The organism is Nitrosomonas communis (genome assembly GCF_001007935.1).
Classification (GTDB): domain Bacteria; phylum Pseudomonadota; class Gammaproteobacteria; order Burkholderiales; family Nitrosomonadaceae; genus Nitrosomonas; species Nitrosomonas communis.
In genome coordinates this window covers 1,448,221-1,473,788 of record NZ_CP011451.1, presented here as the reverse complement: position 1 = coordinate 1,473,788, position 25,568 = coordinate 1,448,221, and the positions used below count along the sequence as shown (strand labels likewise).

Genomic DNA, 25,568 nt, shown 5'->3' with positions numbered 1-25,568 from the left:
CCATCAAAAATTCACCGCCGGCACCAGCACAAACTTCATCCCCAGAGAATTCTCAACTGCTGCAGACGGCGAGCCTTGCTCATCAGCAAAGATTGAGGCAGAGGTCGTTAAAGTAAGAACACAAACCAGTGCTGCAGCCAGTAGGTGTCGCACAAGTCATCTCCATTAATGTAAGGATAATGTAAGTTTCATTGTATCTGGAGTAAAAAAAATATTGTTGGCTTGTTGGTCAAAAGTTTGATGAAACTTATGATGAGTGGGCATCTCAGAGAGCCAAGTGATTTGGGCGTAGCCAGGCAATAAGATTGCCATGAGTGTACACTTTATAAATGCCACGGTTTCCTCTGCCTACCAATGCTGAAAATAAACCGCTTGATTCGTCCACGCGTAACTAATTGATTTTTATTGTTAAAAAAAATATAAGGCTGTGGACTTCATCTTCAAATGACGGGTAGGGTAGAAGAGAATAATGACGCAAAGAGAGAAAAAGTAAGTGAATTTGTGAGATTCCTAGAAACCTCGAAGTCCACAAGAATCCGCAAGTTTGCCCAAACTCTCGCCCGTTTATGTGAACATCATGGACAACGCGACCTTACACCAACGGTAAGATATCCAAACCGCCATCGTCAATGACGGGCATACGCTTGAATATTTGCCGTCTTATTCTCCAGATTTCAATGCCATCAAACTAAAATGGGCCCAGGCCAAAGCCATCAGAAAAAGAGAAGGTTGTTCCGTCGAGCAGCTCTTTGCTGCTTATGAAATCTAAATCATTTTATACGGGATCTGCTATATTATGCTCGTCGTCTATCTACATTGTAGAGGTGATACACTCAACATAGATGCTAAGTTTCTCAGCCCCGCTTCCAGTAGCGTAGGTCTCGGCACTTTACAATAAAAGCCTGTACAGACGCTTCATCGTTCAAGGGATGGCAGCCATTATCGAGCATATCCTCTATATTCGCTTTGTTCAGCAAAGGTTGAGCTGCGTCCACATAGCCAATAAATTTATTGTGATTGAAAGCATCACTGACAAATCTAACTGCTGCATAATTGCTCACCAGCATATTGACTGTTTCAGCACCAGGGAGGATAACTATAGCATCAAACAGTACAGAAGGTCCGCCATCTATTTTTTCATCAATTTTGATTATTGCGCCGTCGCTTCCCTTCAATTCACCAGCATGTGGAGCAATCACTTCATAAATAGCTCCTTCTTCTTGCAGTGCAGCTTCAAGATACTTCAGCACAGCGGCATTTCCATCTTCGCTCATAAGGACGCCTATCTTGCGACCTTTGAAACTCTGCGGGCCATTTTTAAGAATGCTGAGCTTGTCCGAAGGGGGCAGATCATAACGGGTGGGTAGAGCGGCTTCCGCCGGATGAGGTAGTCCCTCAATTGCCAGCATTTCTGCAACCTTACTGGCGAGCTCCTGGTCAATGTTGAGCAGGTGGGAGACTATTCTCTCTCGAATACGGGGTGTTTTCACCTTGCTTAGCTCAAACGCAAGCGCGTCGGCGATGTGTTGCTGTTCAATAGGTGTTTGGCTGATATAAAATTGCCGGGCTTGGCTATAGTGATCTGCAAAGCTTTCGGAACGCACGCGCTGTTTCTCTCCGCCCACCTCTTGCGGATAACTGATAAAGCCTTTTTCAGGACACTCGCGCGGACCACCATCACCCCAGCTATTGGGCTCATAATTAACACGTCCTTTTGGATTATATATAGCCATGTGTCCATCCTGTTGGAAGTGATGCACAGGGCATTTAGGCGCGTTGATGGGAATATGAGTAAAATTCGGGCTACCTAGACGTTTGAGCTGCGTATCCAGGTAGGAAAAATTCCGGCCTTGCAGTAATGGATCTTCAGAGTGATCGATACCTCGTACTATGTTCTGGGTACAAAAGGCAACCTGCTCAGTTTCTGCAAAAAAATTGTCTACCACCCGGTTAAGTACCAAACGGCCGACAACGCGTATCGGGATCTGTTCTTCCGGAATAATTTTGGTCGCATCCAACACGTCAAATTCAAACTGTTCGGCAAATTCATCATCGAATATCTGTAATCCCAGTTCCCACTCAGGAAAATCACCTTCAATAATCGCATTCCACAGATCGCGACGGTGGAAATCCGGATCAGCCCCGTTCACCTTGACGGCTTCATCCCATAACACCGATTGCAGGCCCAGTTTAGGCTTCCAGTGAAATTTGACGAAGACTGCTTTCCCCTCCTTATTGACCATGCGAAAACTGTGAACCCCGAAACCTTCCATAAAGCGGAAAGAACGCGGAATAGCCCTGTCGGACATCACCCACATAATCATGTGCATGCTTTCCGGAGTGAGGGAAATGAAATCCCAGAAATTATCGTGAGCTGACTGGGCTTGGGGAAACCCCCTGTCAGGCTCCTCCTTCACCGAGTGGACCATATCTGGAAATTTGATCGCATCCTGGATAAAGAAAACCGGTATATTATTTCCAACAATATCCCAGTTACCTTCTTCTGTATAAAGTTTGACAGCAAAACCGCGGACATCACGAGCGAGATCAGGAGAACCCTTGCTTCCTACTACTGTTGAGAAGCGTACAAAAGCAGGCGTGATTTCTCCTTTGCGTTGAAAAATATCTGCACAGGTAATGTCAGCTAGTGAGTCATAGGTTTCAAAGTAACCGTGAACACCAAAACCACGAGCATGAACTACCCGCTCTGGAATACGTTCATGATCAAAGTGAAATAATTTCTCTCGCAGGGCATGATCTTCCAACAAGGTAGGCCCCCGGGCCCCTGCTTTGAGGGAATTCTGGTCATCTGCAATAGGACTTCCTTGCTGCGTAGTAAGAACTTTTATTTCTCCCGCTGCTTGTTGGTGCACTTCGCCACCCTTACCTCTAGCTGCTTTTTGATCGGACTCGTCAGACATAGCGCCTCCTTTATTTTGCAAATACTCAATATAATGAATGCAGAAAAGCCAAGATAGTCCGGAACAAACATACTTAAGAATGGCCAAGGATGCTTCCCAATAGAGTCTGGGGTATAACTTAACTTACTTAAGGAAAATAATAGCTCTTCTGAATCCTAAACTTGTCTTGATTCCTGCTGATTTCGCTTATGGCGAAGGAAATACAGAATAAGTCAATAATCTATAGAACTTTGGTTCAATGAACTTTAGGAGCCGCTGGATTTATCTCCTGTTGGGCCACCGTATGAATCTTCTACGGTGCCAGTGGATGAGTCTGGCGTGCTATCAAATGTGCCGCTAGATCGTCGCTGGGAATTACCTTGTTCTGAAGTGCTCCCGGCAGCGGACCCTATTGCATCTCTTTGTCCCAATGTCTTCCTGAGTTGTTCAGTACCTGCAGCATGATTTGTGCCCGTAATACCAAAAATAATTACACTGAAGATTGTTGCGATTCGCTTTCTATTCAATGCAGAATAATGTCTCAAAATATCCCCTTGAGGCAATCTAGCAAGATTGCTTAACTTAATTCATCAGTTTATATATATTACTCTGCGACTTCCTAGTCTTTCTGTACGTTTGCCAACATAAGAAAGGATAGTGAGGAGATAAAGTTACAAATATTTTAGATCACTTGACTTTAAGAAATAATTCACACCCCGATTTCCTCTTTTTTAAGTAGTTTATAAGTCAGCCTAGTCCGCATCAATGCATAATAAAAATACAAGTTATTGAAATATAACAACATATAATTGATCAATTTTTAAGCAAAGCAGTAAATATGATTACAGTTAAATATCTTAGCTGCAATATTTACCAATTATCCACAAACTTATCCACAGAAATTGTGCACAACTACTGCTACAGCTTAAATAAAGGGAATTTGAAGTCGCAGCTTTAGCTGCATCAGATCATAAAGTAGCTCTTGATATTCTTATGCTGGTTTAAGAGCTAGTACTTTATCGGGTCGAATCGATAAAATAGTGAGAGGTAACCCTGACCACCAAAACTTTTCTCAAATAAAGAGCATGCCAGCACTGGCAGGGAATCAAAGTTATCCACGCTGCACGCCATTATTTTTACTCCATGTAATCTTCCTTAGTTATCAATGACCAAGTGCAGTTTATATCTCTTAGATCTAATGCATTATTTTATATTTGAGAAAAAAGAAAATATGGCTAAACTTGAGCAGTATCTCTATTTGGTAAATAATTAATGGACGCAGCCATGATGAGGTCTTCCTACCCACCTTTGAGCTGACAGCAGAGCAATTACTACAGGAAGTGAAGGGTTTTTAGTATGAAAAAATATTGTCTTTCTTTCTCTCTATATGCGCATTTGAAAAAAAGTGGTTCCGACTACCCAATTGTTTGAACACCGGCCCTAAACACAGCGCACCTTGCGTTCATTATGAACATAAAACCCACTTCACCTCGTCCTGCTCATAAGGAGACGATACCTTCATCTGAGTCTGACGCTTTCGGTCGACCTGAGAGAGGGTATAAGCGCAAGTTATTCACGGTCATCTTTGAAGCGGACACGCCGGCAGGCAAAGCGTTTGACGTGGTGCTATTGCTTGCAATTATCGCGAGTGTTCTAGTAGTGATACTCGGCAGTGTGCAGAGCCTTGGGGAGCACTACCAAAAGCTCTTCATTGTGCTCGAATGGATTCACATTCCTATTTACCATCGAATATGTTGCACGGTTATCGTGCGTGGAGCGGCCAGGACGCTATGCGCGGAGCTTTTTTGGCATTATCGATCTGATCTCGATTCTGCCGACGTATCTCGCCCTCTTCTTCCCAAAGTTTCATGTGCTGATAGATATCCGCTTGTTGCGCATGCTGCGGATATTTAGGATCCTCAAGCTCACGGCCTACATTTATGAGTACAACGCGCTCGGCGCTGCGCTTGCTGCAAGCAGGCGTAAGATTTTAGTATGGGTCTTAGGAAGTTAAGCACTTATTAAGGTGTGTTAACTTACTGAGATGAATGGTAAAAATAGATACTACTTTTGTTCTCGAATTAGAGAAGCGAAATTCAGGCAACTTATTCGGTGCTTTTCTCTGGATTTCACTGCTACGAGCACAGCGAAATTGACCGGTATCTCTATTCGATCCGTTAATAGCATTTACCTTAAAATACGGCAGCGAATTGCCTGTTGTTGTGAGCTTGAATCGCCTCTGCAAGGTTCTGTAGAGGTTGACGAGTCTTATTTTGGTGCACAGAGAGTCAGGGGCAAGAGAGGTCGAGGTGCTTACGGCAAAACGATCGTTTTCGGGGTTCTCAAACGCCAGGGTAAAGTGTATACGGAGATTGTTCCGGATTGTTCTAAAGCAACGTTGCAAGCCATTATCCGTGGACATGTAGCGCCAGATACCGTGATCCATCCAATAGAATGGATGGCGTGGTTATGATGGATTGTCGATATCGGCTTTGATAAGCATTTGAGGGTTCATCACGGGGATAATAAGTTTGTCAATGGCGAACGCCATATTAACGGTATCGAATTTTTCTGGAGTTTCGCAAAAAGACGTTTGGCAAAATTCAATGGCGTGCCTGAGCATACTTTTTATCTTCACCTGAAAGAAACCGAATTTCGTTTTAATCATCGACATGATAATCTCTATCTTCAAATTCTTAAATTATTACGTCTAAACCCGCTTTAACTTCCTAAGACCCAAATATAAATAGCACGAGTAATAACCTGCAATACTGGCAAGAACATCAACTCAAACTGAGGGGTGCTAATATATATGCTATATACCGCCTACGTGCCGTTGTAGTCACAGGCAAATTGTTTCCGCTGTGCACCGTTTAACTGCTCTCTCTGTGAACGCCTATGCAATGCTCGCTCTTAAAATTGAAGATATTCACAACCAAGATGTCAGCGCCGCTACTCGCTTCCCCTGCCTGATTTGTTGCGGCGTTACTACAGTTGTACTGGCCGATATTAGCGCTTTTCTCCCAGCTTGCGCCGTTCACAACCATGCACTTGCTGCTCTTCACGCTGATAATGATGCCAAGCAACATAAAACAGACGCCCACTGGGAAAACGTACGGATCATAAACCCACCTCGTTGTATAGTAAAAATATTATGTTTAACATCTTAGATTGAGCTAGAAGCTTAATTTCAGTCTTAATCTAAATTAGTTCAAAAGATATATTTGTTTGGTGAATGTTAAAATAAGTGGAGACCTTAATTTAATCTAAAGAAAACCCATAAAAAAATAGGAAGTTTTATTTAATAACATGAGTTCGGCATAAGAAAAGGGGTAAAAGAAGCTTTGATTCTTTATGATGAAGCGGTTTAGAAAAAAAATTCATCATGAGAGGAGTCAGGTTCCAATAGGTATGATAACGATTTTTTTTACAAGTGACAGGTTCTATAAAGAGTTTGAGCCATAGTAGGAGCAGTGCTTATTAGGGTCGTCGCTGAAACGGCGCCGGCGGCAACGAGCGCTGTGTCTAAGTAAAGTCATGACCATCATGGTGGGGTTCCATCTATCCGCTTATCGGACAATTGAGCACTATTACCTGAATTACGTGTTGAGGTACCAGCGGTGCTATTTTTCAGGATTTGGTGAGCTATCACCGCTTTGTTGAGTTGCTGCAAGGTAGCCTGGCGCCTTTGTGTTGTTTTCTGACCAGCCGATTTGGACAATGCAGTGGGATCAGCTTCATTGATTCGACCAGGATCAGTGTGTGCCTCAATCACCGCATTGGGTCGCATCAAGTAATGGCAGAGTTTGCTGCTCGGGAAAAGACCAGTGTGGATTGGTTTTATGGGTTCAAGCTGCACCTGGTCACTAATGACCAGGGGAATTGCTGGGAGTCAAAATCACGGCGGGCAATGTGGATGACCGTGACCCGGTACCAGAGTTGACGCGCTCTTTATTTGGCAAACTCTTTGGTGACCGGGGCTACATTTCGCAATCGCTCTTTGATCAACTCTAGGAGCAAGGCGTGCAGCTTGTTACTAAGGTACGCAACAACATGAAAAACAAGCTATTGCCGCTGTTTGACAAGCTCTTGTTACGTAAACGCTCAATTATTGAGACCGTCAATGATCAATTGAAAAATATCTCGCAAATCGAGCATTCCCGTCATCGCAGCCCATTTAACTTCTTTGTTAATCTGATAGCCGGGCTGGTGGCTTACACCATTCGTGAGAAGAATCCCTCGCTTAATATCAGACTCCCTCAGGCTCTTCCAGTGATGTGGTTCCCTGTAACTGGACAACCTGAAAGAAAGTTCAGCTCTGATATGTATAGTTAAACAGGTTCAGGCAACCCGATCAATTCTTGGATCACTATAGTAGATTTCATCAGGCGTAAGACGGTCAAGGCTTTGATGAAATCGTTCTTGATTGTACCATTCAAACCATGTGGATAAATTCTGCTTTATCTCCTTCAGATTATTGAATTCTCTGGTATATAAAAGCTCATACTTAACTGTCCGCCAAAGTCGTTCAACAAAAATGTTGTCATAGTAGCACCCCCTTGCCATCCATGCTGATCTGAATATGATGATCTTTTAGTATGGAGGTAAATGCTTCGCTGGTAAACTGTACGCCCTGGTCGGTATTCATGATCTGTGGACAGCCATAATCCTGGATGGCTGCCTCCAGCGCCTGAGTACAAAAGTCAGTATCCAAGGTATTGGACAAGCGCCAGCTCAACACCTTACGCGAATGCCAGTCGATGATGGCAACCAGATAGCCAAAGCCTTTCTCCATGGGGACATAGGTTATGTCGGCAGCCCAAACCTGATTGGGTTTATTAATGACAAGTTCTCTAAGCAGATAAGGATAGACCTTATGCTGTTTGCTTGAGATGCTGGTCCTGGGTTTTGGAGCTATGCTGACAATACCGAGTGTCTTCATTAAGGAAGAGGCTTTCTTGCGCCCTAACATGATTCCCTGGCGCTGAAACCAGGTAGCATAACTGCGTGAGCCATATTGTGGCGTCTTTAAGTACTGTTCATCCATCATGCGCAGCAGAACCAGATCAGCATTACTGATTGGTTGCGGTTGATAATAATAAGTTGAGCGCGCCAGATCCAGCAGCTGACATTGACGAGTTTGACTAAGTTTGCCATGGGGCTCAATCATCTCTTTGCGTTCTACAAGACTTAATGATTGAGCTTTCTTGCTAAAAAATCGCGTTCTACCGCCAATTGACCAATAACCCGGTGCAGGTCATCTGTTGTAGGCTGCTCCTTATTGGCGGCAGTATTATTTTTACAAAACAGCTCGGCAGCTTGCTCAATGAGTTGCCGTTTCCAGCTATTGATCTGCGTGGGATGTACATTATAACGCGCTGCTAATTGGGGGACAGTTTCATCACCACGTATCGCTGCCAGCGCTAGTTTTGCTTTGAATTCGCTCGAATATTGTATGCGCTTTTTACTCATTGTTATTAAGCTCCTTTTTAATTCTGCCAGAGCTTAACAACCTGTACAGTTTTTGGGTACCACTTCAGTATCCGGTGGCGATCTGCCCATTCAGACACAGTGAGCAGTGGATCGGGTGTCAATCCCTCGCGCCAGGCACGCTCAATTTCTTCTGCACCTTCGTAATTCTCAATTTGCATCAGTCTACCCTGGGACGCAGTTCACCCAATTCCTGCAGATGCTCACGCACCGCGGCTTCCAACGCGACGTGCATCACATGCGGGTCGACATCGAGTTTGGCTGCTAACTGCGCCGAGATGCGCGCGGGCCAATTGAGCCAAGCATCGCGTTCCGTTCTGGCCAGCTTGAACACATGCGCGATCGCTTGTGGCCGGTCGACGAGTTCACCCTTGAGTTGTGCTAGCCGTACTTTGTTAGTTTGCGCCTTGACGACTTCGTTGACCGTACGCGCCTGTAAAAGTGACGTGCCATTGGAAGATGTCGCAGAAGAAATCGATTCTGCAGCTGTGTGGTTTTGCATGGTGCTTTTCTTGTGCGGGAAGGCTGTGTTCTGCTCCCAATCCCGATCTGCTCGTTCAGGATCGATGGTGCCATCCGTTTCTTGCGTAATCCGCCCAGCTTCGATTGCCTTGATCACGGCAACATGGGAGACACCGCGATGACGTGCGTACGCGCGAATCGATAATCCCATGATTTGGATCAATCATTTCGTTGAATAAAGTGCATGTTCTGCTTGTCTTTTTGCTCAAAGGAAGCGTTCATGTCATCGTCATCAACAAACAACAGGAGAAGAAAAATGAGCTACACCACCCATGGTTTTACGGTCGACGAAATCGGTTTCATCCAGACTGCGCTGACCAAGGTGCTCGCCGCAGCGGCACGCGGTGAATTGGATCTGAATCGCTTGGCGCGCGAATAATTGGCCTCACGCGGCTTGGATCAAAACGGCGTCTGGGTTGGGTTCGAGCAGGCTGCAAAAATTCATAATGTTTAAGGAGTCAAGCATGGACCAACTCGATAACATCTTGACCCTGATCGCCCAAAAGCACCTGGACATCGAAACCTTGGAGACACGCAACCGAGACGCACTTGATTTCCATTATCTACCGGTGTGGTACATCAAGGCGGCTCTTCTGGCAGCTTTTGAAGCGGGGCAAGCGACAAACACCCATCCCAAACAACCTTAATCAGGAGATCCTCATGACCATGCAACTGAGTCCAACACAGCAACAAATCCTCAGCCACGCTGCAGAATGCGCCGACGGCAAACTGATCTGGTTTCCAGAAAACATCAAGGGCGGAGCCAGAACAAAAGTGATCGAAAGTCTCTCCAAGCGGGCGTTGATCACTATCGATAAAACTGACTGGTTTGTTTCAGAACAAGGCTATGCAGCCTTGGGATTACCGCATCAAGAGACGATTTCCTCTGCAGCACCCGATTCGGTTAAAGAAGTACAGGCGGCACATACTCAAAAACCTCGTGCGCGAGACAATAGCAAACAGGCACAGGTGATTGCCATGCTCAAGCGTCCTGAAGGCGCGACCATCGATCAGCTTTGTGAAATCACGGGATGGCAATCGCATACCGTGCGAGGAGCTCTAGCTGGGGCACTCAAGAAGAAGCTCGGCCTGACCATCACCTCGGACAAGTTACCGGGCGATGAGAGGGTCTACCGGATTGGTTCTTGAAATTTGTAGAGACGCTCCCATATAAAGCCCTGCGCCATGTGGCGTTTCTTTTAGAGGAATTCATATGATTGGACAAATCACAGGTCAGCGACTACAACTGGCGAAAATGTATATCGCTAACTACGCGTTAGCACTTGAGGAACAAGCGGGTGCACTGAATCTTGAACACTTGATTCGACAACTAAATGCTGAGTTTAAGTTGGTAGATGCAAGCCAAGAATCGGCTCTCATTCAGGATATTGGCTATTTCTACCAAGCGATCAAGAACCAGCAAATTTCAGCAATTGATCGTGGAGGCTATTGGAAATTTAAAGCGATGTCTCTGCTAGAAGCTAAGAACGAGTTGGTCAAGGAACTGAATGCACTGCGAGCTGCCTGATCTAGTTCGCAAAGCTGAATAACAAGCCATCCGGTCCACGGGTGGCTTGCTTTCCTATCCAGTCCTGCCTGTTAATGATGGACAATCACATTCACATACTCCAGGTCGAGTTCTATCAGAAGAGCGGCATTTGCCGATCTCTGTTTATCCTTATTTAAATCAAATTTATTTCTTTTTCTTTTTCTTCGTTGTAGCTACTTCTTTCTTGAAAATGGTTCCCGCTGTGAATTTTGGCACTGTGCTGGCAGCGATTTTCAATGCTTCACCTGTCTGCGGATGCCGGCCGGTGCGCGCTGCGCGCTTGGTCGATTTGAATGTGCCAAATCCTGGCAGGACAACGGTGTCACCCTTGGCCACCGTTGCGACTACGCTGTCGATCATGGCATTCAATGCCTTGGCTGCGGTGGCTTTGGATATCTCTGCCTGGGCGGCGATTTGGTCAATCAGTTCTGACTTGAACATGCTTAAAATGCTCCTGTGAGTTGAGAAGCCCGCAGTATAACCGGGTAAGCCTCATTGTCAGCAGGAAAACCGATAAGGAAACACAAAGGTACTTTATGGAACCAATTGGACTATAATGGGCTTTTAACGGGAGATTGCCATGTCTGTCAATGTAAAGTTATCCGAGAATCTGGTTGCCCAAGCCAAGCGTTATGCGCAAATTCAGCATCGCTCGGTGCCCAAGCAAATCGAATACTGGTCGCAGATCGGCAAAATCGCCGAGGAAAACCCCGATTTGCCATTTAGCATGATCCGCGACATCTTGCTCGCGGATCAAGAGGAGCCTGTCGGCGAATATCAGTTCGACTGATGCGCCTGCTTGTCACACCTTCGTTCGAGCGCGCGGTAAAAAAGCTGCATCCCCAACAGAAATCAGAGCTGGATGTAGCAGTACGCACCATCGCTAACCATCCTGAGTGTGGTGAAGCCAAGGTGGGAGATCTGCAAGGCATTCGCGTCTACAAATTCCGTTTAGCAAATCAGTTGTGCATGTTGGCTTACCGTATTCTCGATGAGAACAGTCTGAAGCTGCTGACCTTTGGTCCTCACGAGAATTTTTATCGTGATCTCAAACGGCAGGAGAAGTAATCTTTTGGACTAATAACCCTTCTCGCTCAGAGGCCACTTCAGTAAAAGTTTGCTCGCGTCCAGCCAGCATGGCCTGTTTGCCGGTAAACGACTCCCAGCGGCGCACAATCACATCGACATACTTCGGATCAAGTTCCATTAGCCGAGCTTGACGTCCTGACTTCTCAGCGGCGATCAGGGTGCTTCCTGAACCGCCGAAACAATCCAGTACCAACTCGCCGGGACGTGAGGAGTTACGGATGGCACGCTCTACCAGTTCCACCGGCTTCATCGTCGGGTGCAGATCATTCTTGGTCGGCTTGTTGAAAAACCAGACATCCCCCTGGTCGCGATCACCACACCAGTAGTGCGATGCTCCTTCGCGCCAACCATAAAGTATGGGTTCATATTGCCGCTGGTAATCGGCCCGCCCGAGCGTAAAGGTGTTCTTCGCCCAGATGATGAAGGTGGACCACTTGCCACCGGCCGCACGGAAAGCAGCTTGCAAAGCATCCAGCTCGCTTGAGCTCATAGCGATATAGATCGCACCCTCGCATCGCGCCAGCGCCGGCTTCAATGCTGCGAGCAAGAAGCTCTGAAACTCTTCTCCCAGGTTGTCGTTGAGTATTGGACGATGGGTTCCGCGCTGTTTGTCCTTGGCGGTGTTGGCATAATCCACATTATACGGCGGGTCTTGCCAGATCATGGCCACATGCTCGTCACCCAGCAGGGAGGAGTAACTGTCGGGGTCGGTAGCGTCCCCGCACAACAGCCGATGCTTGCCCAGCAACCAGACATCGCCCGAGCGTGACACGGTTAGTTCTGAGACTTCGGGGGTTGCATCCTCATCAGTCTGTCCTTCGTTTTCTGGTTCTTCGCCAGCCAACAAGTCGGCCAGCGCGTCGGCATCGAAACCGGTCAATGACAGATCGAAGTCGTCATCCGCCAACGCTGCCAGTTCGATGCGTAACATTTCTTCATCCCAGCCGGCATTCTCAGCGATGCGGTTGTCAGCGATGATCAGAGCACGACGTTGTGTCGGAGTAAGATGATCAAGCACCACTACCGGTACTAACTCTAATCCGAGTTTGCGGGCAGCGGCGAGCCGCCCGTGCCCTGACACCAGGACGCCGTCCGCACCAACTAAGCACGGCGTGACAAAGCCAAATTCGGCAATAGAGGCGGCAATCTGTGCCACTTGAGTTTCCGAATGGGTGCGCGCGTTTCTTGCATACGGCAGCAATTGCGTGATTGGCCACTGCTCGATCTTGTCCGCAAACCAGGAGATGTTCATTGTTCTGTTTCCTTGCCTAATCGCGCGCAAGCAACCTCTGCAAAAGATTGATGTGAATCCATCAGCGTGACCGGAATGTTCGGGAAATTCTGCTGGAAGCGTTTGATGGCGACATCCACATATTCTGGCGCAATCTCGGCGGCACGCACCACCCGTCCGCTACGCTCTGCGGCCAGCAGCGTGGTACCAGAACCGCAGAACGGTTCGAACACGATATCGCCCTCACCGGAGTAGGCCTCCAGCACGTATTGCGGCAGCGCTATCGGGAATACTGCGGGATGATCGATGTCTTCACCGATCTTGCCTTTGTGACGCATGATGCGAATTACCGAGTCGGGAATTTTGCTTTCCTGTGTCACTTGGCCTGCATGGTTCCAGGCAGTTTTGCTGCCGTCTTTGTTGCGCATACCGCCACCGCTGGTACCATCTCCGCGCAGGTGGGTATCGCGTCCGGCGTAGATACAGGGCACGATCTTGTTGGGACGGCGTGGTTCCGAGCCTTTGTGGTTGAAATGAAAGATGAATTCGAAGGCCGGCGCCAGCCGTCCGTTCCAATCCCCCGGCAAACCGGGTCCTTGATCCCACACATACCAGGCGAAGCGTCGCCAGCCTTGGGCTCGCATCCAGGATAGCCAGGCATCCCAGTAAGGGATGACTTCCTGCTCGCGGTGAATCAGGCCGAGGTTGACCAAAACCTGGCCGTCGTCTGCCATTGGCAGCTGAGCGAACACTCCACGCATCAATACGTCCCAATCAATGATCGTATTTGTGTAGTCCCGTTGGTTACCATAGGGCGGAGAAGTGAAGCATAGGCTGGCTTCCTTACCCTGCATCAGCGTGGTTACCACAGCCGCATCGGTTGCATCGCCACAAATCAGGCGGTGGCAGCCTAAAATCCAAACATCACCTGGACGTGACACGGGTACTGCCGGAGCATCAGGCACCTCATCGGCCAGATCGGGTTCATCGCCATCCTGTTCTGGTTTAATCTCATCGACCCCAGCATTGGCGGCGAGCAAGGTTTCGATCTCGGAATCTTCAAAACCGGTCAATGCAAGATCAAAACCAGCCTCAGAGAGCTCAGTCAGTTCCAACGTCAGCAATTCTTCGTTCCAGCCTGCGTTCTCAGCCAAACGGTTGTCCGCCAGAATGTAGGCACGTTTTTGCGTCGGGGAGAGATGGGCCAGTTCGATGACTGGTACGGTAGCGAATCTGAGTTTGTGTGCTGCGAGCAGTCTGCCGTGCCCTGAGATTAAACCGTTGCTGCCATCGACCAGAATGGGCGATGTCCACCCAAACTCTATCATCGAAGCGGCAATTTGTGCGACCTGTTCATCGGAATGGGTGCGGGCATTGTTGATATAAGGCACGAGAGATTCGATGGGGCGGTATTCGATGTGGAGGTTTTGCATGGCAATAAAAAACCCGTCACGTGGACGGGTTGGTATGGGGTGGTAACTGGTAACTCTGGTAACCTAATTTTTTGATCTGTCGCTAGCGCGATGTCGGGCGCGCGCCCCCCGCATGCCATCCTGGGCAGGAAGGACCCATCAACTTTCCGCAGCTGTTTGCGGTAGCAATTATTGGTTGGGGCTTAGCAGAATGTCTTGATCTATCAGTGTCTATTCCATTGTTATTTCTACGATGAAACAGATTTTACACGAAATTTTAGGAAATGCGACACCTCTGAAAGCCCCTAAATTGGCGATTCTCCGCAATATTCCGCATCCGTTGTCAATCATACGAAAAATTGCTAAAAATATTTTGTATCAACTGAAATATCGTTGAGATGGTCAGCCAGACTCTGCAGTGCACGTTGCCAGCGGCGCTGTGCAGTACGAGTGCAATAGCCGAAGCGTTTTGCAATTTTCTGCCACTCGTAGCGCTTGGCCCGCATCCAGATCAGATGGCGTTGTTCCTCTTCTAACCACTGCACCCATCGCATGGTTTCGTGCATGCGATCAATCGCAGCCGGCTCGGGCGGGAAGCGGTACACTCGTGGCTCGGCGCCCAGGTTCTCCCACGCCATGCGTTGAATGTCTGGCCAGCAGTTGAAGTAACCTTGAATGCGCACCGGCGGAAGACGATCTGCTGTTTGCGCAGCTTCCGAGAAACGATCTGCCACGAGTTCAGCTGTCCATTTATCCATGATGTGCTCCTTTCTCCCCATACAAACGTTCACCAATACGCTTGAGCAATTCGCGCTCCATCCAGTCGAGGCGATCATCATCTGCTGACACCACGAGGATATGCTGCTCACGCCAGCCGCTTTGCTTGATTGCTTCCAGATCGGTTACTTGTGGCTGCAGACGACCGAGGGGGCAGCGATAGTGTTGTTGTGGGACCTTCATCTTGCACCTCCATGTTCCAATGCCCAATGCAGCAGTGCCAGGGCATCGGCTTCGTTATCATCAATAGGAGCATGACCAAGCTCGCGGACGGAAGCGATCATCTCGTCCTTGCTCGCATTGCCTTTGCCAGTGGAATGCTTCTTGATCGTCCCCACCGGCACACCCTGGTATGGGATCTGGTGATGTTCGCACCACGCGGTGAGCGTGGCCAAGAATCCGCCATAGGCATGGGCAGCATCTACACCCACATGCCGTCTAACTTCTTCCATGAACACGGCGTCGATGCCATCGTTGCATGCCTTGAGTTCTGTCAGCCAGTGCTTGAACCGGAGGTAACGCATGCCACCGCCTTCGAAGCGTTGCGGTTTGAACTGCTCAGTACCGCTGGTGATGGTGCCGTCGTGACTGGATAAAGCCCAGCCGGTGTTTGTGCCCAGATCAAGGGCTAAAATGGTTATGATCATGTTTGTCAATCCTATATTTTTAATGGTCTGACGCAGTTGACACTATTTACCTATTAACTCTCTTATATATATAAGGGCGATAATCTAGTAACTACGTCAACTGCGTCAGTAACGCGTCAAGTTAATGAGTCAAACCGGATATCAAATCAGTCGTTGGCATACGGATAGCGCTGCTGTGGCGTTTCTTTCAAACCTATCCCCTGAAAGCCGCGCACTCCAAAGTTGTTGCGCCATTTTTGTAGGCCTTTACTTAGCAGCTGATCTGAGAAGCGCCGCTGGGAACCGATGAACTCGCCGCAGTTATCAGCCCACTGTTTCCAGTCATTGAAGAGTTCTATGGTCAGCGACTTGGCATTGGCGTGCAGCAAACAGCGCTCATCCATCCAACGTCCCATGGCATCTTCGGCCTCGAAATATTCTGCCGTGGCTCTTTGTACCGACTCAGGTGGCTGGAGTCCTTCCCGTTGCCACGTCAGACAGCCTGCCAGTGCCCACGCCAGAATCCCGTCGCGTTCCTTGAGCAACTTGCTTGCCAGCTCCCGGTCGCGTCGCTCGGCGGGGATGGTGACGGTGAACGGAATCAAATGCAGCCGCCGTTTCATCGCCTCATCCACATTTTTGATGGCGGGTTTGTGATTGCCGGAAATCATCAACTTGAATTGCGGCGAATAGGTAAAGTAATCCTGGCGCATGAAGCGTGCCGTGACCCGATCGCCACCGGTAATCTCTTTGATCTTGGCTTCATTCCAGCGCCGACCTTGCTCGGTTTCGGTGGCCGTTACCAGACGTGCGCCACGTAGTCCGGCCAGATCGGTGGGATGGCGTTCGGTGCGGGTTTCCATGAAGGTTTCCATCGGCGCATTGGCCGCATAGTCGCCCAACAGCGTGAAAAGGGTGTTGACAAAGACTGATTTACCGTTACTGCCGGTGCCATAAAGGAAGAACAGACCATGTTCTTGTGTCGAACCGGTGAGGCAGTAGCCCGCGACCCGCTGCAAATAGGCCTGCAGCTGGCTATCACCGTCGGTAATTTGCTCGAGAAATGCGAGCCATTGCGGACAGCCGCCTTGTATGGTAGCGGTGGTGATCTTGGTCATGCGATGTGCACGTTGATGAGCGTGGAGGGCGCCGGTACGCAAGTCAATGACTCCACCTGGGGTATTGAGCAACCAAAGGTCGGCATCCCACTCGTCCGCAGTGGTCGCATGCTTGGGCTCGGCGCGGACAATACGCTCCACCGCAGCGATGGTGGAAGCACTTGCGAGCTTGGCTTTGAGTCTGGGGCTGTCTGCCTTCCTCGATGCGCTACGACAGATACCCCGGGCCAAATGATTGACGAACAACACCCGATCCTCATTCCAGCGCTGCCCGGTCCATACGAGCCACTTGCTCCACTGAGCGCAGTAGCGCCAATCTTCACTGTAGCGATGAGTAAAGGCCGTAGCCAAGCCATCTTCAGTACTCCAACTGACCCCTTCCGTCAGATCATCGCTGGATTCTTCTAACATCGGAGCTTCTAAGTCACGCATTACTGGCATGCGTTGTCCTGCCAGAATGAAGCCAGGCACATCAAAGGGCGATGGATCCTCATCAGAGCGCTCGGCTTGTCTTTCTGCCAGCGCATCGGCAGCATCCCAGCCTTCGGGCTTGGTATCCGGCGGCATCAAGATATCGCAACTGATAGCCCCAGCAGCCAGCACAGCCTTAGCAGCCGCTTCAGCATAGTTCCAGCCTGCTATATCGCGATCTGGCCATATCAACACTGTTTTACCCGCAAGCGGCGACCAATCGGTCTTGTCCACCGGAGCATTGGCACCATGCATGGCGGTAGTGGCAACTATGCCGAGGTTAATCAAAGCTTGCGCGCATTTCTCGCCTTCGACCAGAATGACTTGCTCAGCTTTGGCAATACCTGGCTGGTTGTATAGCGGCCGGGGCTCAGGTGGCGCATTCTTGCGTCGCCTCGCATCCCAAGGACGGAATTCCTTCTTACGTCCGGGTGGATCATAGCGATAAACGACCGTGATCAGTTTGCCACTGGCGTCCAGATAATCCCACTTGGCGGTGGCAGGACCGAGATCGTCGAGTGGTGGCTCCTTCATGGGTCTGGGGACGGGTGCCAGATGGGATCGGCCCAACAGATCGGCTCCTTGAGCCAGCACTCGTGGGAAATCGGTGTGGAGGTTGATACCGTAGTACCCACCGATCAAAGCAAATATGTCACCGCCGGAGTTATTAGCACGATCAGTCCATAAGCCTGCCTTGCTCCCTTCAAGCACGACTTCCAGGCTGTCCCCGGGGCTACCAAGAATGTCACCGATCAGAAACTTATCTCGGCGTTTCTTGCCTGCCGGGTATAGGGTAAACAACACCGCTTCCAGATGCGTCAATAACTCGGCGCGAATGGTAGCACGCTGCTGGTCAAAATCACCGCTCAAAAAGCTTGTTAAGGGTGGTTCGTTATTAAAATCAAGCATAAAGTGTTCTCCGCTTCAGTAACAGATAATGGGAGGGATGGATGGTTTACTGGCATTAGCGACCGGTTTGGTCAGTAGAGCCTTGCTCGAGACACGCTGCCAGTGATGCTCCTCTGAAGCTAGATAGCCCGCTTTCCTGGCGATGGCGCGTACGAAATCAACGTGCAAGCCGACCAGATCGCACCAGTGTTGTAGGCCGGGTCCCAGAATGAAGCGGCGTGCTTCATGGCGCTGCTTTGAGTCCGATCTGTCCAGGCAATCCTGGATGGCAAGCGCAATGACTGCCACTACCAAGCGTGACTCGGGGCACGTCACCTGAACATGGCGGTTCATTATTTTTTCCACGGCTTCTAAGCCAGCCAGGGGTCTGGGCGGGCACCAATGCTTGACCCATTCCTTGCGGGTGATTGATTTTCGTGGTTTAGAAGTTGATTTCATTGTCCACCTCCTTCCTGCCAGCAACGCTTGGCATAAGGGCAGAACTTGCACTCGAAATGAGTGGAGTCAGCAAATGAGCGCGGCAATAATTCTCCTGCCTCAGTTGCACTGATCACCTTGGACGCCCGATCGGACATGCGCTGCGCCAGTGCTGCGTCAAACGGCACGAGCTCTGCATAGATCTCCATCGTGTCGGCGTTGAGCGCCGTAAACAGGGCAGGGTGCTCATGCAGCTCGAGATAGGCCTGGTAAAGTGCAATCTGTGCGGCATAGACCGGTTTTGCCACAGCGAGTCGCTTCTTTTCCAACTCACGCCAGGATTTGTTGCCCAAGCATTTATTCTCCCAGAGAGCAGGGTAGGCAAAACCCTCAGGGCCTGCCACGACCACGCCGTCAATATGCCCCTGCAAGCGACCATCAACCACCGAGAAACCGAACTGCTCACCGTTGGGTTTACGAGTGCGTAGATCAAATCCCGCAGTGCACAACCACTGCACCATACACTCTTCCATAATGTGCCCACGCTCGAAGATGCGCAGCATCTGGCCTTGGGTTTCACGACCATAGTCGACCGGTGCTTGCGCATATTCGTATTGCAGCGCACGTTCACAAGCGATCCCTAGACGCGATGCGCCGAGATACTGGCGAATTGGCTGCTGGGCATGCTTGTTTTGCATGCTAGCATCGATCAGTGCCGTGATTTGGCCGGAGATACTCGAAGTGGAATTGAAATCCATCATGATTGAGCCTCCCATGGCAGATCATTCTGGAGATCAGCAAAAGGGTCACTGACTGGCTTGGATAACCCTTGCACTGGCGGAAACTTGGCAGCCTCATGCGCATTGATCATCGCATCGGTATAGCAGGTAACGATGGCATCGATCACCTGCAAGGCTTCATCTTCTGAATAAGCCCCGAGGGGCTTATCGAAACCGATGATTTCCGCTACTTCACCGAAGGCCTTGAGGCATTGCTTCATCGCAGCGATTTCTATATCAGAGGCATCGACCATCACCACCTCCTTGCCAAACTTGGTAGCATCGGCCCAATTGGCATACAGTTTGTGGAAAGTGTCCTGGCAGCGACGGCTGCAGAACACCCAGTCGAGCGGATAGCGCCGGGGATCGCCGGTTTTGTGACGACCATCGGTATGCCCATAGCCGCGAGCTTGTCGTGTGCAGACCCAACATTTCATCAGCCCTCCTCATTTACTGTGCCCAGGCGGGCTTGCCGCTGGCAGGAGGACGTTGCGCGGTAGGCGAGGGATAGGCTGCCGCAGCTTGGGCCGGTGTGCTGGAGTTGCCGCCACTGCCATTGGTTTTGGGTGGCACATTCATCAGCTTGGCGTAGTCAGAATGGTCAGGCTCAATAACATGTTTCACTACGTTGCGATCTTCGCCTTTAGCATCCTTTTCAATATCCACACGCACCAGAAACTCCAGACCATCGAGTTCACTGAAACTGTCGATACGCCGCGCGTTTGTAGCTTGTGGCGAATGGTCCTGCGGATGAACGTTGTGAGCGCTGTTGAGCGCGGCACGAACGAAACTTCGCCCCATCTGCCCCCAAGTCGGCCCTTTTTTCGATTGCAAACCGATGTTCGACCATAGTTTGCGTTTGGCGTAAGGGCCTTCCAGTACGATAAATTCGCAGGCGAGATAGACACTGCCGCTTTCAAAGCTCTCGGTGGCGTAGCCGCCAGTCCAGCCTTGTTCCGGGTTGTCATAACCTCCGGGTTTGATGGTCATACGCACGAGTACCAGTGTGCCTTTGGGAATCAGATCGAACCCGCCTTGTTGTGCTTCGGCATCGTTAAAGTCTTGCCAGTTGTTCTGGTTCATAAATTATTCCTCGTATTCAAAAATTAGAGTTGTGGGGCGAGGCCAAGGCATTTTTGGATGAGCCGGCCCAAATGAGGTTCTTCGATAGCATCAAGACGACCACTGCGGTCTTTGCTCGGATAGCCATACGGATTATCGGCACGCGTAATGAAAGCCCGGTAGGGGCTGCCATCGTCGGCCTTGAGGATGGCAAGCGTTACCACTTCATCGAGGATGCCCGGCAGCTCCAACGCGGTCTTGCTACCTTCCAGCTGCAGCTGGTAGTAGCGCCGATTGAAGTCATCCATTTTTTCTTCGAGAATGGCGACATAAATGACGTGTTTGTCACGCACATGCTGTAAGTGGGTCAATGCCGCGATCATTTCCTGTCCCAGCAGGCCATAAGCTCCGCGGGTATCGGGCTTGCCGTTTTTCTCGGAATAGGCCTGCGGTTGGGTTTTGCACCAGGCAAAGCAAAGACGCGAGAGCACGGTCAGTGAATCAACGAAGTAATACTCGTACTTAGCTAATTGCCGAGGATCCCCGTATTTCTCACAAACGTGGCGGTAGTGCGCTTCTGAGAAGGATTGGTCGAGCGTGGCAGTAGGTAAGGGGCCGGCGAGAAAGACCACCAGGTCACGAAATTCACTCCAGCTGCGCGGCCTTACCGTGTCGCCAGACCAGTCCTTGACCGACAAATCGCCTGCTTCCAGATCGACGAACAAGGTTTTGTCCGCCGGCAACGTTTTGAGCTGGGTGGTTTTTCCTGTACCGGGAAAACCGATCAAACCGATCTTGGCGCTGTGTCGTTCTTTGAGCCGTTCTTCGGCAGAGATGATGGGGAGTGCCATTATGCTTCTCCTTTTGAGTTAAGCAGAGCAAAGCGGTAGCTGGCCTTGCCAGGCTTTACTGTGCGTGCGGAATTGAATAATCCTTGCAGAGAAGCGGGCCAGTGGTTATAGCGAAATTCCGCAATCGAATACTCGATATCGATGTAATCACTGACGTTCTCACCAGCCTGTGTGATGCGCTCGGCAAGGATGGACAGTTGCACTTGATCCCATGACACGCGCTTGGGTAGATCAACCGTGACGCGCACTGGCCCATCCGTGAGATGGCATACGCCGAAGTCCTTGCCGGTTTGAAGACGCATGGCAGAAGCTTGCTCGCCGTAGCGCTGATTCAGAGCAGCATGCACACGATCGAGCACTGTTTTGATATTGGCCTGCATCGTCAGCAAGTTGCTGTGCAGTTCTTGCAGCTGTGCCGGGGGCAGGGCCGCGATTTCTGAAACGCTCAGATCAGTGATGTTGATTTTGAGACTTTGTGCATCATGGCATGGGGTTAGCTCATTCATACTGCACCTCCGGCGTTGGCGCGCTCAGTGGTGCTTTTACACAAACTCTCGGCCTCAAAAGCTTCGATGTCCTCGAGGCGATAGAGCACACGTCCTTGCAGTTTTAGAAAGACCGGACCGATGCCTTCATAACGCCAACGTTCCAGCGTTGCTTCGCTGATATTCCATCGCTCGGCCAATTCACCCTGATTCAGGTGTTTGATTTTTTGTTGCATTTAAGAATCTCCTTGATAGTTTCGATATCACCGGATGCAGGCACTTGATGGGTGCCGTCAACGGTTGTGGAAATATCTCAAATGGGATTACTCAAACCATTACTCAGATTACTCAGAATCATTACTCAAATCTGAGTCGTGAAGAAATGGGCAATAAAAAACCCAGCTTGAACTAACTCAGTCTGGGTTTTTTATAGTATTTTGGATAAAAAAAGGATAGGATCAACTGTAAGACTTTGGATTTTATGTGATCTATTCGGTTTAGATAGATGAGGTAGTTGGCGTTATTGAAATGACCACTTTCGATAGAGCCAGTCGGTCAGTTTCATTCAATAGATCCTCTATTAATCTGGCTTAATAATTTGAGATAGACTACACGTTCATGATCTCGAGAATTGTATATCGTTCCATATAGGATGGTACAGTTAGCACAAGCCTGACAAATGAACAATTTATTGATATTAATGCCAAAATTATGGAAGATATATAGATACTATAAAATTACTAGTTGAATGACATAGGCAATCTAATGGAGACTACGGATCGTGAACATAGATATGCTAATAGAGCCACCAACTATCATTCCTTGGCTCTCCGATGAGGAACGTAGTGCAAACATTATTCTCCTCGACTTTGATGTCGATGTTGAAGATTTAGGCACGTTGCGAGTCGAATTAAATGTTGTCTTCAATCCAAAATCAGTACGCCGCGGATCGGTTAATCGAGTTGATTACTATATTGGATGCACCGGGGCTGAAATAATTTTTGAAGCTACTCAAGGGACTATCTTGCAGCATACGCAGGAAGCTACTCTTGATGTCAACTATACTAATTCTACCTCAACAGATCGCAAGGTTGCGCTAAACCTAGCTCCTGCAATTAAAGAAAAGAATGACGGAGCCCAAATAAACGTGGCTTTAGGAACCATCAATCGGAAAAAGGGGAAAAAACAGTCTACTAACGCAACTTTCCAGTTCAGTGAGCGATATCTTGCTACCATAAAAAGTGGTAACAATATACGGTGGGTAATCAGTTTGCCTCGCGGAGAAAAGGTAATTCGTGATTTCCTTATAGGGAATCTTTACCTATTTGCTTCCTGTGATTGGCAAGGTGTCAAAAAAGCTGGGAGGGTCACGATCAGGCCGTCGGATGTAGTATTTTTCGATTCTAACCGCAAGCCATTGGAATCCAGACGTACGTTGATGATGAAGTTTGTTCTTTGGTACCGCAATGATCGGATAAAGAATTGGGACGGTTTTACGATTTGTTTTGAGGAGGCCAAAAGTGGAAATTAATGACGAAATATTGCTTGACGATGAAACGGCAGACCTGCTTGACAGTATCGCTGCCTGTGAAACGCTAAATATTGATCAAATGGTCGAAATTATCGGTCGCAACTCCACGGCTTTTAGAGAGTTTATATCTGCGTTTCAGCTAGAAGCCGACACAGATGTCCAGGAGATTCTTAGGACTATTGAGGCCAAAGAGTTAACTGAAAGGCAATCAGTTCAACCATTAATAATTTCTATTCCGGATGTCGAAAAATCGATAGTTTTTGAATTTATATCAGAGTTGAATCGTGACCTTATTAATGCTGGTATAGAAGCTGAAGTTCGTCAAGCAAGAACAACCTTTGCAAGAACGGTAGAAGTCGTACCGGGCAAGTCTATGCCTACAGTAGCGCACGTTATGCGTGAGTGGGTCTTAGCTCATCCTGAGCTAGATGTCACAGTTTCAATGGGCAACAATGAAGTTAAAATTGCGTCTAGTATGTCTGATCAAGAGGTTATTGATTCAGTATCAAAGCTATACGACGATTCTTTCTAGAAACCTATACTTTTGGCGCTACCCATGCCATCTAACAAAACATCGCAAGTGACGTCTTGCCCGCTGCGCGTGCGAGCCACACCTGAACTCAAGCGTTAGTTCAACAGAGTTTATCCGTCACTTCTATAGAGTAGTGGCTATTGCAAACTTAGGGAAGACGACGGATAAACTTAATTCGTTAGATTAACTAAAACAGGTAAGGATGTCGTCAAAAATAACTTCCAGAAATTGGATTAGAATGTTCATGCAGGATTATGGATAATAAAGCCAATTTATAATTGGTGAATGACAAATTGTGGCTGTTTACGATAAAAGCATTGAACTGAAGATGCAGCGGTTGTTTCTGCTGCTATCAGAAAAGGATCGGCGGCGGTATGCGGGGATTGAAGCGGCCAAGCTAGGGCACGGCGGTATTGAGTATGTGTCTGGGTTATTTGATATGGATCCCAAGACGGTGCGACGTGGTCTGGTAGAACTGGAAGTGAGTGAGGATCCTGCGCCGAGCCGGATCAGAAAAAAAAGGTGCGGGACGTAAAAATGCAATGGTTCACAAGCCTACCCTGGAAGAAAATTTCCTCAGGCTACTTGCGGAATTTACCGCCGGCGATCCGATGCGCGAAGGTGTCTTATGGACCAATCTATCACGTTGCGAGATTAGTCGCCGCCTGGCTGAAATGGGCACATCAGCAAGTCGGTATACGGTACGTAAATTATTAAAGAAACATGGTTTAGGACAGCGTAAAACGCGTAAGAAAAAAACGCTGGGAGCCCATCCTGATCGGGATGCCCAGTTTCAAAACATTGCCAGACTTAAGGCAGCGTATATGGCCAAGGAAGAGCCCGTGATCAGTATTGATTCCAAAAAGAAGGAATTGATTGGCAATTTCAGTCGAGAAGGTTACACCTATACACAGACGCCTGTAGATGCTTTGGATCATGATTTTCCCAGTGCCGGTGAAGGCAAATTGATTCCGCATGGCATCTATGATCTGGCGCGAAACGAAGGGCATATGAACCTAAATACCAGCCACGATACCAGTGAATTTTGTTGCGACAGTATTGCGCATTGGTGGAAACAGCAGGGTTGCCAGCACTATCCCAAGGCCCGGCGGTTGTTGCTTCTCTGTGATGGTGGCGGCAGTAACGCCGCCAATCGACATGTGTTCAAGGAAGCTTTGCAGGTACTTGCCAAACGGCTGGGACTGGAAATTCGTGTTGCCCACTATCCGCCTTACTGCTCAAAGTACAACCCTATTGAACACCGGTTGTTTTCGCACATTACGCGTGCCTGCCAGGGTGTGGTGTTTCATTCGGTCGCCATTGCCAAACAATTTATGGAGAAGACTAAAACCTGCAAGGGTTTAAAAGTAACCGTGGATATATTGACCGGGATTTACGTTACAGGAAAAAAGTGTGCAGAGAATTTTCTTGAAAATATGAGGATCATCTTTGATGACTATCTTCCTCGCTGGAACTACCGGGCAGTCCCACAAACAATCTGATTTCGGGAAGTTATTTTTAGCTAAATCCTAAGGGGATTATTTATGAGTGATCTTGGAAGCTTTAGCAAAATCGCAAATTATTTAACTCATCCACTTGTATTAGTGGGCTTTGTGCTTTTCCTGTTTTTTGGAATACATAGTGCCAGTCCGAAAACCCCATTTTTTCACCAGTAATCTGCTTAATTTTTAAGTGCCTTTGTAAAAATGCAACGAAACCATACATCCAAAAAAGCCTCTGATTGTATTTTTGTGAGGCATGGCATGAAAAATACGGTTTCTACCCAGCACTCACCACTGATTGCTCGCAATCAGGCG

35 protein-coding genes and 2 pseudogenes are annotated in these 25,568 nt (G+C 48.6%); 15 read left to right on the top strand and 22 right to left on the bottom strand.

The features are described 5' to 3' along the window. Positions 1–3 precede the first annotated feature (3 nt). Positions 4–153 (bottom strand): hypothetical protein, encoded by a 150-nt coding sequence (locus AAW31_RS21840; RefSeq protein WP_200899726.1) that lies wholly within the window; start codon positions 151–153, stop codon positions 4–6. Between the two features lie 457 nt (positions 154–610). Here AAW31_RS21840 and AAW31_RS23485 point away from each other — a divergent pair, with 457 nt between their 5' ends. Then, a complete protein-coding gene (locus AAW31_RS23485) occupies positions 611–769 on the top strand; it encodes a transposase (protein WP_144413043.1) in 159 nt (52 codons plus the stop codon). Positions 770–854: 85 nt separating this feature from the next. On the opposite strand, the gene AAW31_RS06685 is transcribed toward AAW31_RS23485, so the two are convergent. Both AAW31_RS06685 and AAW31_RS20480 read right to left on the bottom strand, forming a co-directional pair. After that, a complete protein-coding gene (locus AAW31_RS06685) occupies positions 855–2,921 on the bottom strand; it encodes a catalase (protein WP_046849653.1) in 2,067 nt (688 codons plus the stop codon). Between the two features lie 245 nt (positions 2,922–3,166). Next, positions 3,167–3,427, bottom strand: a complete 261-nt coding sequence (locus AAW31_RS20480; RefSeq protein WP_144412868.1) for a hypothetical protein — start codon at positions 3,425–3,427, stop codon at positions 3,167–3,169. A gap of 1,145 nt (positions 3,428–4,572) precedes the next feature. Here AAW31_RS20480 and AAW31_RS23480 point away from each other — a divergent pair. The 3 genes and pseudogenes from AAW31_RS23480 to AAW31_RS23470 form a co-directional block, all read left to right on the top strand. Beyond that, positions 4,573–4,914: an ion transporter gene (locus tag AAW31_RS23480; RefSeq protein WP_392390554.1), complete on the top strand. Its 342-nt coding sequence runs from the start codon at positions 4,573–4,575 to the stop codon at positions 4,912–4,914. A 30-nt stretch (positions 4,915–4,944) separates the two neighbouring features. Beyond that, positions 4,945–5,625, top strand: a pseudogene (locus AAW31_RS06675) (IS1595 family transposase). A gap of 743 nt (positions 5,626–6,368) precedes the next feature. After that, a pseudogene (locus tag AAW31_RS23470) lies at positions 6,369–7,235 on the top strand (IS982 family transposase); the annotation flags it as partial. A gap of 6 nt (positions 7,236–7,241) precedes the next feature. Here AAW31_RS23470 and AAW31_RS23465 read toward each other — a convergent pair. The 5 genes from AAW31_RS23465 to AAW31_RS06650 are packed head-to-tail and all read right to left on the bottom strand — an operon-like array spanning position 7,242 to position 9,063. Then, positions 7,242–7,466 carry an integrase core domain-containing protein gene (locus tag AAW31_RS23465; RefSeq protein ID WP_407667745.1) on the bottom strand — a complete coding sequence of 75 codons (225 nt, stop codon included), beginning with the start codon at positions 7,464–7,466 and terminating at the stop codon, positions 7,242–7,244. Continuing rightward, the gene (locus tag AAW31_RS23460) at positions 7,444–8,070 is read right to left on the bottom strand and encodes an IS3 family transposase (protein ID WP_407667746.1); all 627 of its coding nucleotides are present in this window, start codon (positions 8,068–8,070) and stop codon (positions 7,444–7,446) included. Before AAW31_RS23460 ends, AAW31_RS23465 begins: the two co-directional genes overlap by 23 nt. 20 nt (positions 8,071–8,090) lie before the next feature. Further along, positions 8,091–8,372, bottom strand: a complete 282-nt coding sequence (locus tag AAW31_RS23455) for an IS3 family transposase (protein ID WP_036503716.1) — start codon at positions 8,370–8,372, stop codon at positions 8,091–8,093. Between the two features lie 17 nt (positions 8,373–8,389). Then, positions 8,390–8,551, bottom strand: a complete 162-nt coding sequence (locus tag AAW31_RS21205) for a hypothetical protein (protein ID WP_158441413.1) — start codon at positions 8,549–8,551, stop codon at positions 8,390–8,392. Then, positions 8,551–9,063, bottom strand: coding sequence for a hypothetical protein (locus tag AAW31_RS06650; RefSeq protein WP_046851566.1), 513 nt, complete (start codon positions 9,061–9,063; stop codon positions 8,551–8,553). The genes AAW31_RS21205 and AAW31_RS06650 overlap by 1 nt, the downstream gene beginning before the upstream one ends. A 105-nt stretch (positions 9,064–9,168) precedes the next feature. On the opposite strand from AAW31_RS06650, the gene AAW31_RS23070 reads away from it, so the two are divergent. From AAW31_RS23070 to AAW31_RS06635, 4 genes are all read left to right on the top strand, one after another. Then, complete coding sequence (locus AAW31_RS23070; RefSeq protein ID WP_258920419.1) at positions 9,169–9,291, top strand: hypothetical protein; 123 nt, start codon at positions 9,169–9,171, stop codon at positions 9,289–9,291. A gap of 85 nt (positions 9,292–9,376) precedes the next feature. After that, positions 9,377–9,559: a DUF6900 domain-containing protein gene (locus AAW31_RS06645; RefSeq protein ID WP_046849651.1), complete on the top strand. Its 183-nt coding sequence runs from the start codon at positions 9,377–9,379 to the stop codon at positions 9,557–9,559. 13 nt (positions 9,560–9,572) lie between these two features. Next, entirely contained in the window at positions 9,573–10,061 is a 489-nt protein-coding gene (locus AAW31_RS06640; RefSeq protein ID WP_046849650.1) for a DUF3489 domain-containing protein, read from the top strand. Between the two features lie 64 nt (positions 10,062–10,125). Then, positions 10,126–10,440: a hypothetical protein gene (locus AAW31_RS06635; protein WP_046849649.1), complete on the top strand. Its 315-nt coding sequence runs from the start codon at positions 10,126–10,128 to the stop codon at positions 10,438–10,440. Positions 10,441–10,605: 165 nt separating this feature from the next. Here the strand turns inward: AAW31_RS06635 and AAW31_RS06630 are convergent, their stop codons facing one another. Next, positions 10,606–10,902 (bottom strand): HU family DNA-binding protein, encoded by a 297-nt coding sequence (locus AAW31_RS06630; RefSeq protein WP_046849648.1) that lies wholly within the window; start codon positions 10,900–10,902, stop codon positions 10,606–10,608. A gap of 139 nt (positions 10,903–11,041) precedes the next feature. Here AAW31_RS06630 and AAW31_RS06625 point away from each other — a divergent pair, with 139 nt between their 5' ends. Next, complete coding sequence (locus tag AAW31_RS06625) at positions 11,042–11,251, top strand: TA system antitoxin ParD family protein (RefSeq protein WP_046849647.1); 210 nt, start codon at positions 11,042–11,044, stop codon at positions 11,249–11,251. Further along, positions 11,251–11,529, top strand: coding sequence for a type II toxin-antitoxin system RelE/ParE family toxin (locus AAW31_RS06620; protein ID WP_046849646.1), 279 nt, complete (start codon positions 11,251–11,253; stop codon positions 11,527–11,529). The genes AAW31_RS06625 and AAW31_RS06620 overlap by 1 nt, the downstream gene beginning before the upstream one ends. On the opposite strand, the gene AAW31_RS06615 is transcribed toward AAW31_RS06620, so the two are convergent. The 13 genes from AAW31_RS06615 to AAW31_RS06555 all read right to left on the bottom strand — a co-directional run bounded on the left by AAW31_RS06615 (position 11,510) and on the right by AAW31_RS06555 (position 21,924). Next, the gene (locus AAW31_RS06615) at positions 11,510–12,802 is read right to left on the bottom strand and encodes a site-specific DNA-methyltransferase (protein ID WP_187426919.1); all 1,293 of its coding nucleotides are present in this window, start codon (positions 12,800–12,802) and stop codon (positions 11,510–11,512) included. The genes AAW31_RS06620 and AAW31_RS06615 overlap by 20 nt on opposite strands. Continuing rightward, positions 12,799–14,214 (bottom strand): site-specific DNA-methyltransferase, encoded by a 1,416-nt coding sequence (locus tag AAW31_RS06610; RefSeq protein WP_046849645.1) that lies wholly within the window; start codon positions 14,212–14,214, stop codon positions 12,799–12,801. Before AAW31_RS06610 ends, AAW31_RS06615 begins: the two co-directional genes overlap by 4 nt. 341 nt (positions 14,215–14,555) lie before the next feature. Further along, entirely contained in the window at positions 14,556–14,972 is a 417-nt protein-coding gene (locus AAW31_RS06605) for a DUF6362 family protein (RefSeq protein ID WP_200899724.1), read from the bottom strand. After that, positions 14,944–15,153, bottom strand: a complete 210-nt coding sequence (locus tag AAW31_RS06600; RefSeq protein ID WP_046849643.1) for a hypothetical protein — start codon at positions 15,151–15,153, stop codon at positions 14,944–14,946. Before AAW31_RS06600 ends, AAW31_RS06605 begins: the two co-directional genes overlap by 29 nt. Further along, entirely contained in the window at positions 15,150–15,617 is a 468-nt protein-coding gene (locus tag AAW31_RS06595) for a crossover junction endodeoxyribonuclease RuvC (protein ID WP_046849642.1), read from the bottom strand. Before AAW31_RS06595 ends, AAW31_RS06600 begins: the two co-directional genes overlap by 4 nt. Positions 15,618–15,763: 146 nt before the next feature. Next, complete coding sequence (locus AAW31_RS06590; RefSeq protein WP_046849641.1) at positions 15,764–18,094, bottom strand: phage/plasmid primase, P4 family; 2,331 nt, start codon at positions 18,092–18,094, stop codon at positions 15,764–15,766. Positions 18,095–18,109: 15 nt separating this feature from the next. Then, positions 18,110–18,532, bottom strand: coding sequence for a hypothetical protein (locus tag AAW31_RS06585; RefSeq protein ID WP_046849640.1), 423 nt, complete (start codon positions 18,530–18,532; stop codon positions 18,110–18,112). After that, positions 18,529–19,209, bottom strand: coding sequence for a PD-(D/E)XK nuclease family protein (locus AAW31_RS06580; protein WP_392390560.1), 681 nt, complete (start codon positions 19,207–19,209; stop codon positions 18,529–18,531). Before AAW31_RS06580 ends, AAW31_RS06585 begins: the two co-directional genes overlap by 4 nt. A gap of 59 nt (positions 19,210–19,268) precedes the next feature. After that, positions 19,269–19,727, bottom strand: coding sequence for a DUF6511 domain-containing protein (locus tag AAW31_RS06575; protein ID WP_046849638.1), 459 nt, complete (start codon positions 19,725–19,727; stop codon positions 19,269–19,271). A gap of 13 nt (positions 19,728–19,740) precedes the next feature. Further along, a complete protein-coding gene (locus tag AAW31_RS06570) occupies positions 19,741–20,373 on the bottom strand; it encodes a hypothetical protein (RefSeq protein ID WP_046849637.1) in 633 nt (210 codons plus the stop codon). Positions 20,374–20,396: 23 nt separating this feature from the next. After that, positions 20,397–21,203, bottom strand: coding sequence for an ATP-binding protein (locus tag AAW31_RS06565; protein ID WP_046849636.1), 807 nt, complete (start codon positions 21,201–21,203; stop codon positions 20,397–20,399). After that, positions 21,203–21,709: a hypothetical protein gene (locus AAW31_RS06560; protein WP_046849635.1), complete on the bottom strand. Its 507-nt coding sequence runs from the start codon at positions 21,707–21,709 to the stop codon at positions 21,203–21,205. Before AAW31_RS06560 ends, AAW31_RS06565 begins: the two co-directional genes overlap by 1 nt. Then, entirely contained in the window at positions 21,706–21,924 is a 219-nt protein-coding gene (locus AAW31_RS06555; protein ID WP_046849634.1) for a helix-turn-helix transcriptional regulator, read from the bottom strand. Before AAW31_RS06555 ends, AAW31_RS06560 begins: the two co-directional genes overlap by 4 nt. Before the next feature lie 47 nt (positions 21,925–21,971). Between AAW31_RS06555 and AAW31_RS23065 the strand changes: the two genes are divergently transcribed. The 5 genes from AAW31_RS23065 (at position 21,972) to AAW31_RS06535 (ending at position 25,253) form a co-directional block, all read left to right on the top strand. Then, the gene (locus tag AAW31_RS23065) at positions 21,972–22,100 is read left to right on the top strand and encodes a hypothetical protein (protein ID WP_258920417.1); all 129 of its coding nucleotides are present in this window, start codon (positions 21,972–21,974) and stop codon (positions 22,098–22,100) included. Between the two features lie 369 nt (positions 22,101–22,469). After that, on the top strand, positions 22,470–23,219 hold the full coding sequence (locus tag AAW31_RS06550; protein WP_144412867.1) for a hypothetical protein: 750 nt from the start codon (positions 22,470–22,472) through the stop codon (positions 23,217–23,219). Beyond that, positions 23,209–23,751 carry a hypothetical protein gene (locus tag AAW31_RS06545; RefSeq protein ID WP_046849632.1) on the top strand — a complete coding sequence of 181 codons (543 nt, stop codon included), beginning with the start codon at positions 23,209–23,211 and terminating at the stop codon, positions 23,749–23,751. Before AAW31_RS06550 ends, AAW31_RS06545 begins: the two co-directional genes overlap by 11 nt. A 328-nt stretch (positions 23,752–24,079) precedes the next feature. Beyond that, a complete protein-coding gene (locus AAW31_RS21830; protein WP_046851391.1) occupies positions 24,080–24,286 on the top strand; it encodes a hypothetical protein in 207 nt (68 codons plus the stop codon). A 7-nt stretch (positions 24,287–24,293) separates the two neighbouring features. Further along, positions 24,294–25,253: an ISAzo13 family transposase gene (locus tag AAW31_RS06535; RefSeq protein WP_052752119.1), complete on the top strand. Its 960-nt coding sequence runs from the start codon at positions 24,294–24,296 to the stop codon at positions 25,251–25,253. Positions 25,254–25,568: the final 315 nt, after the last annotated feature.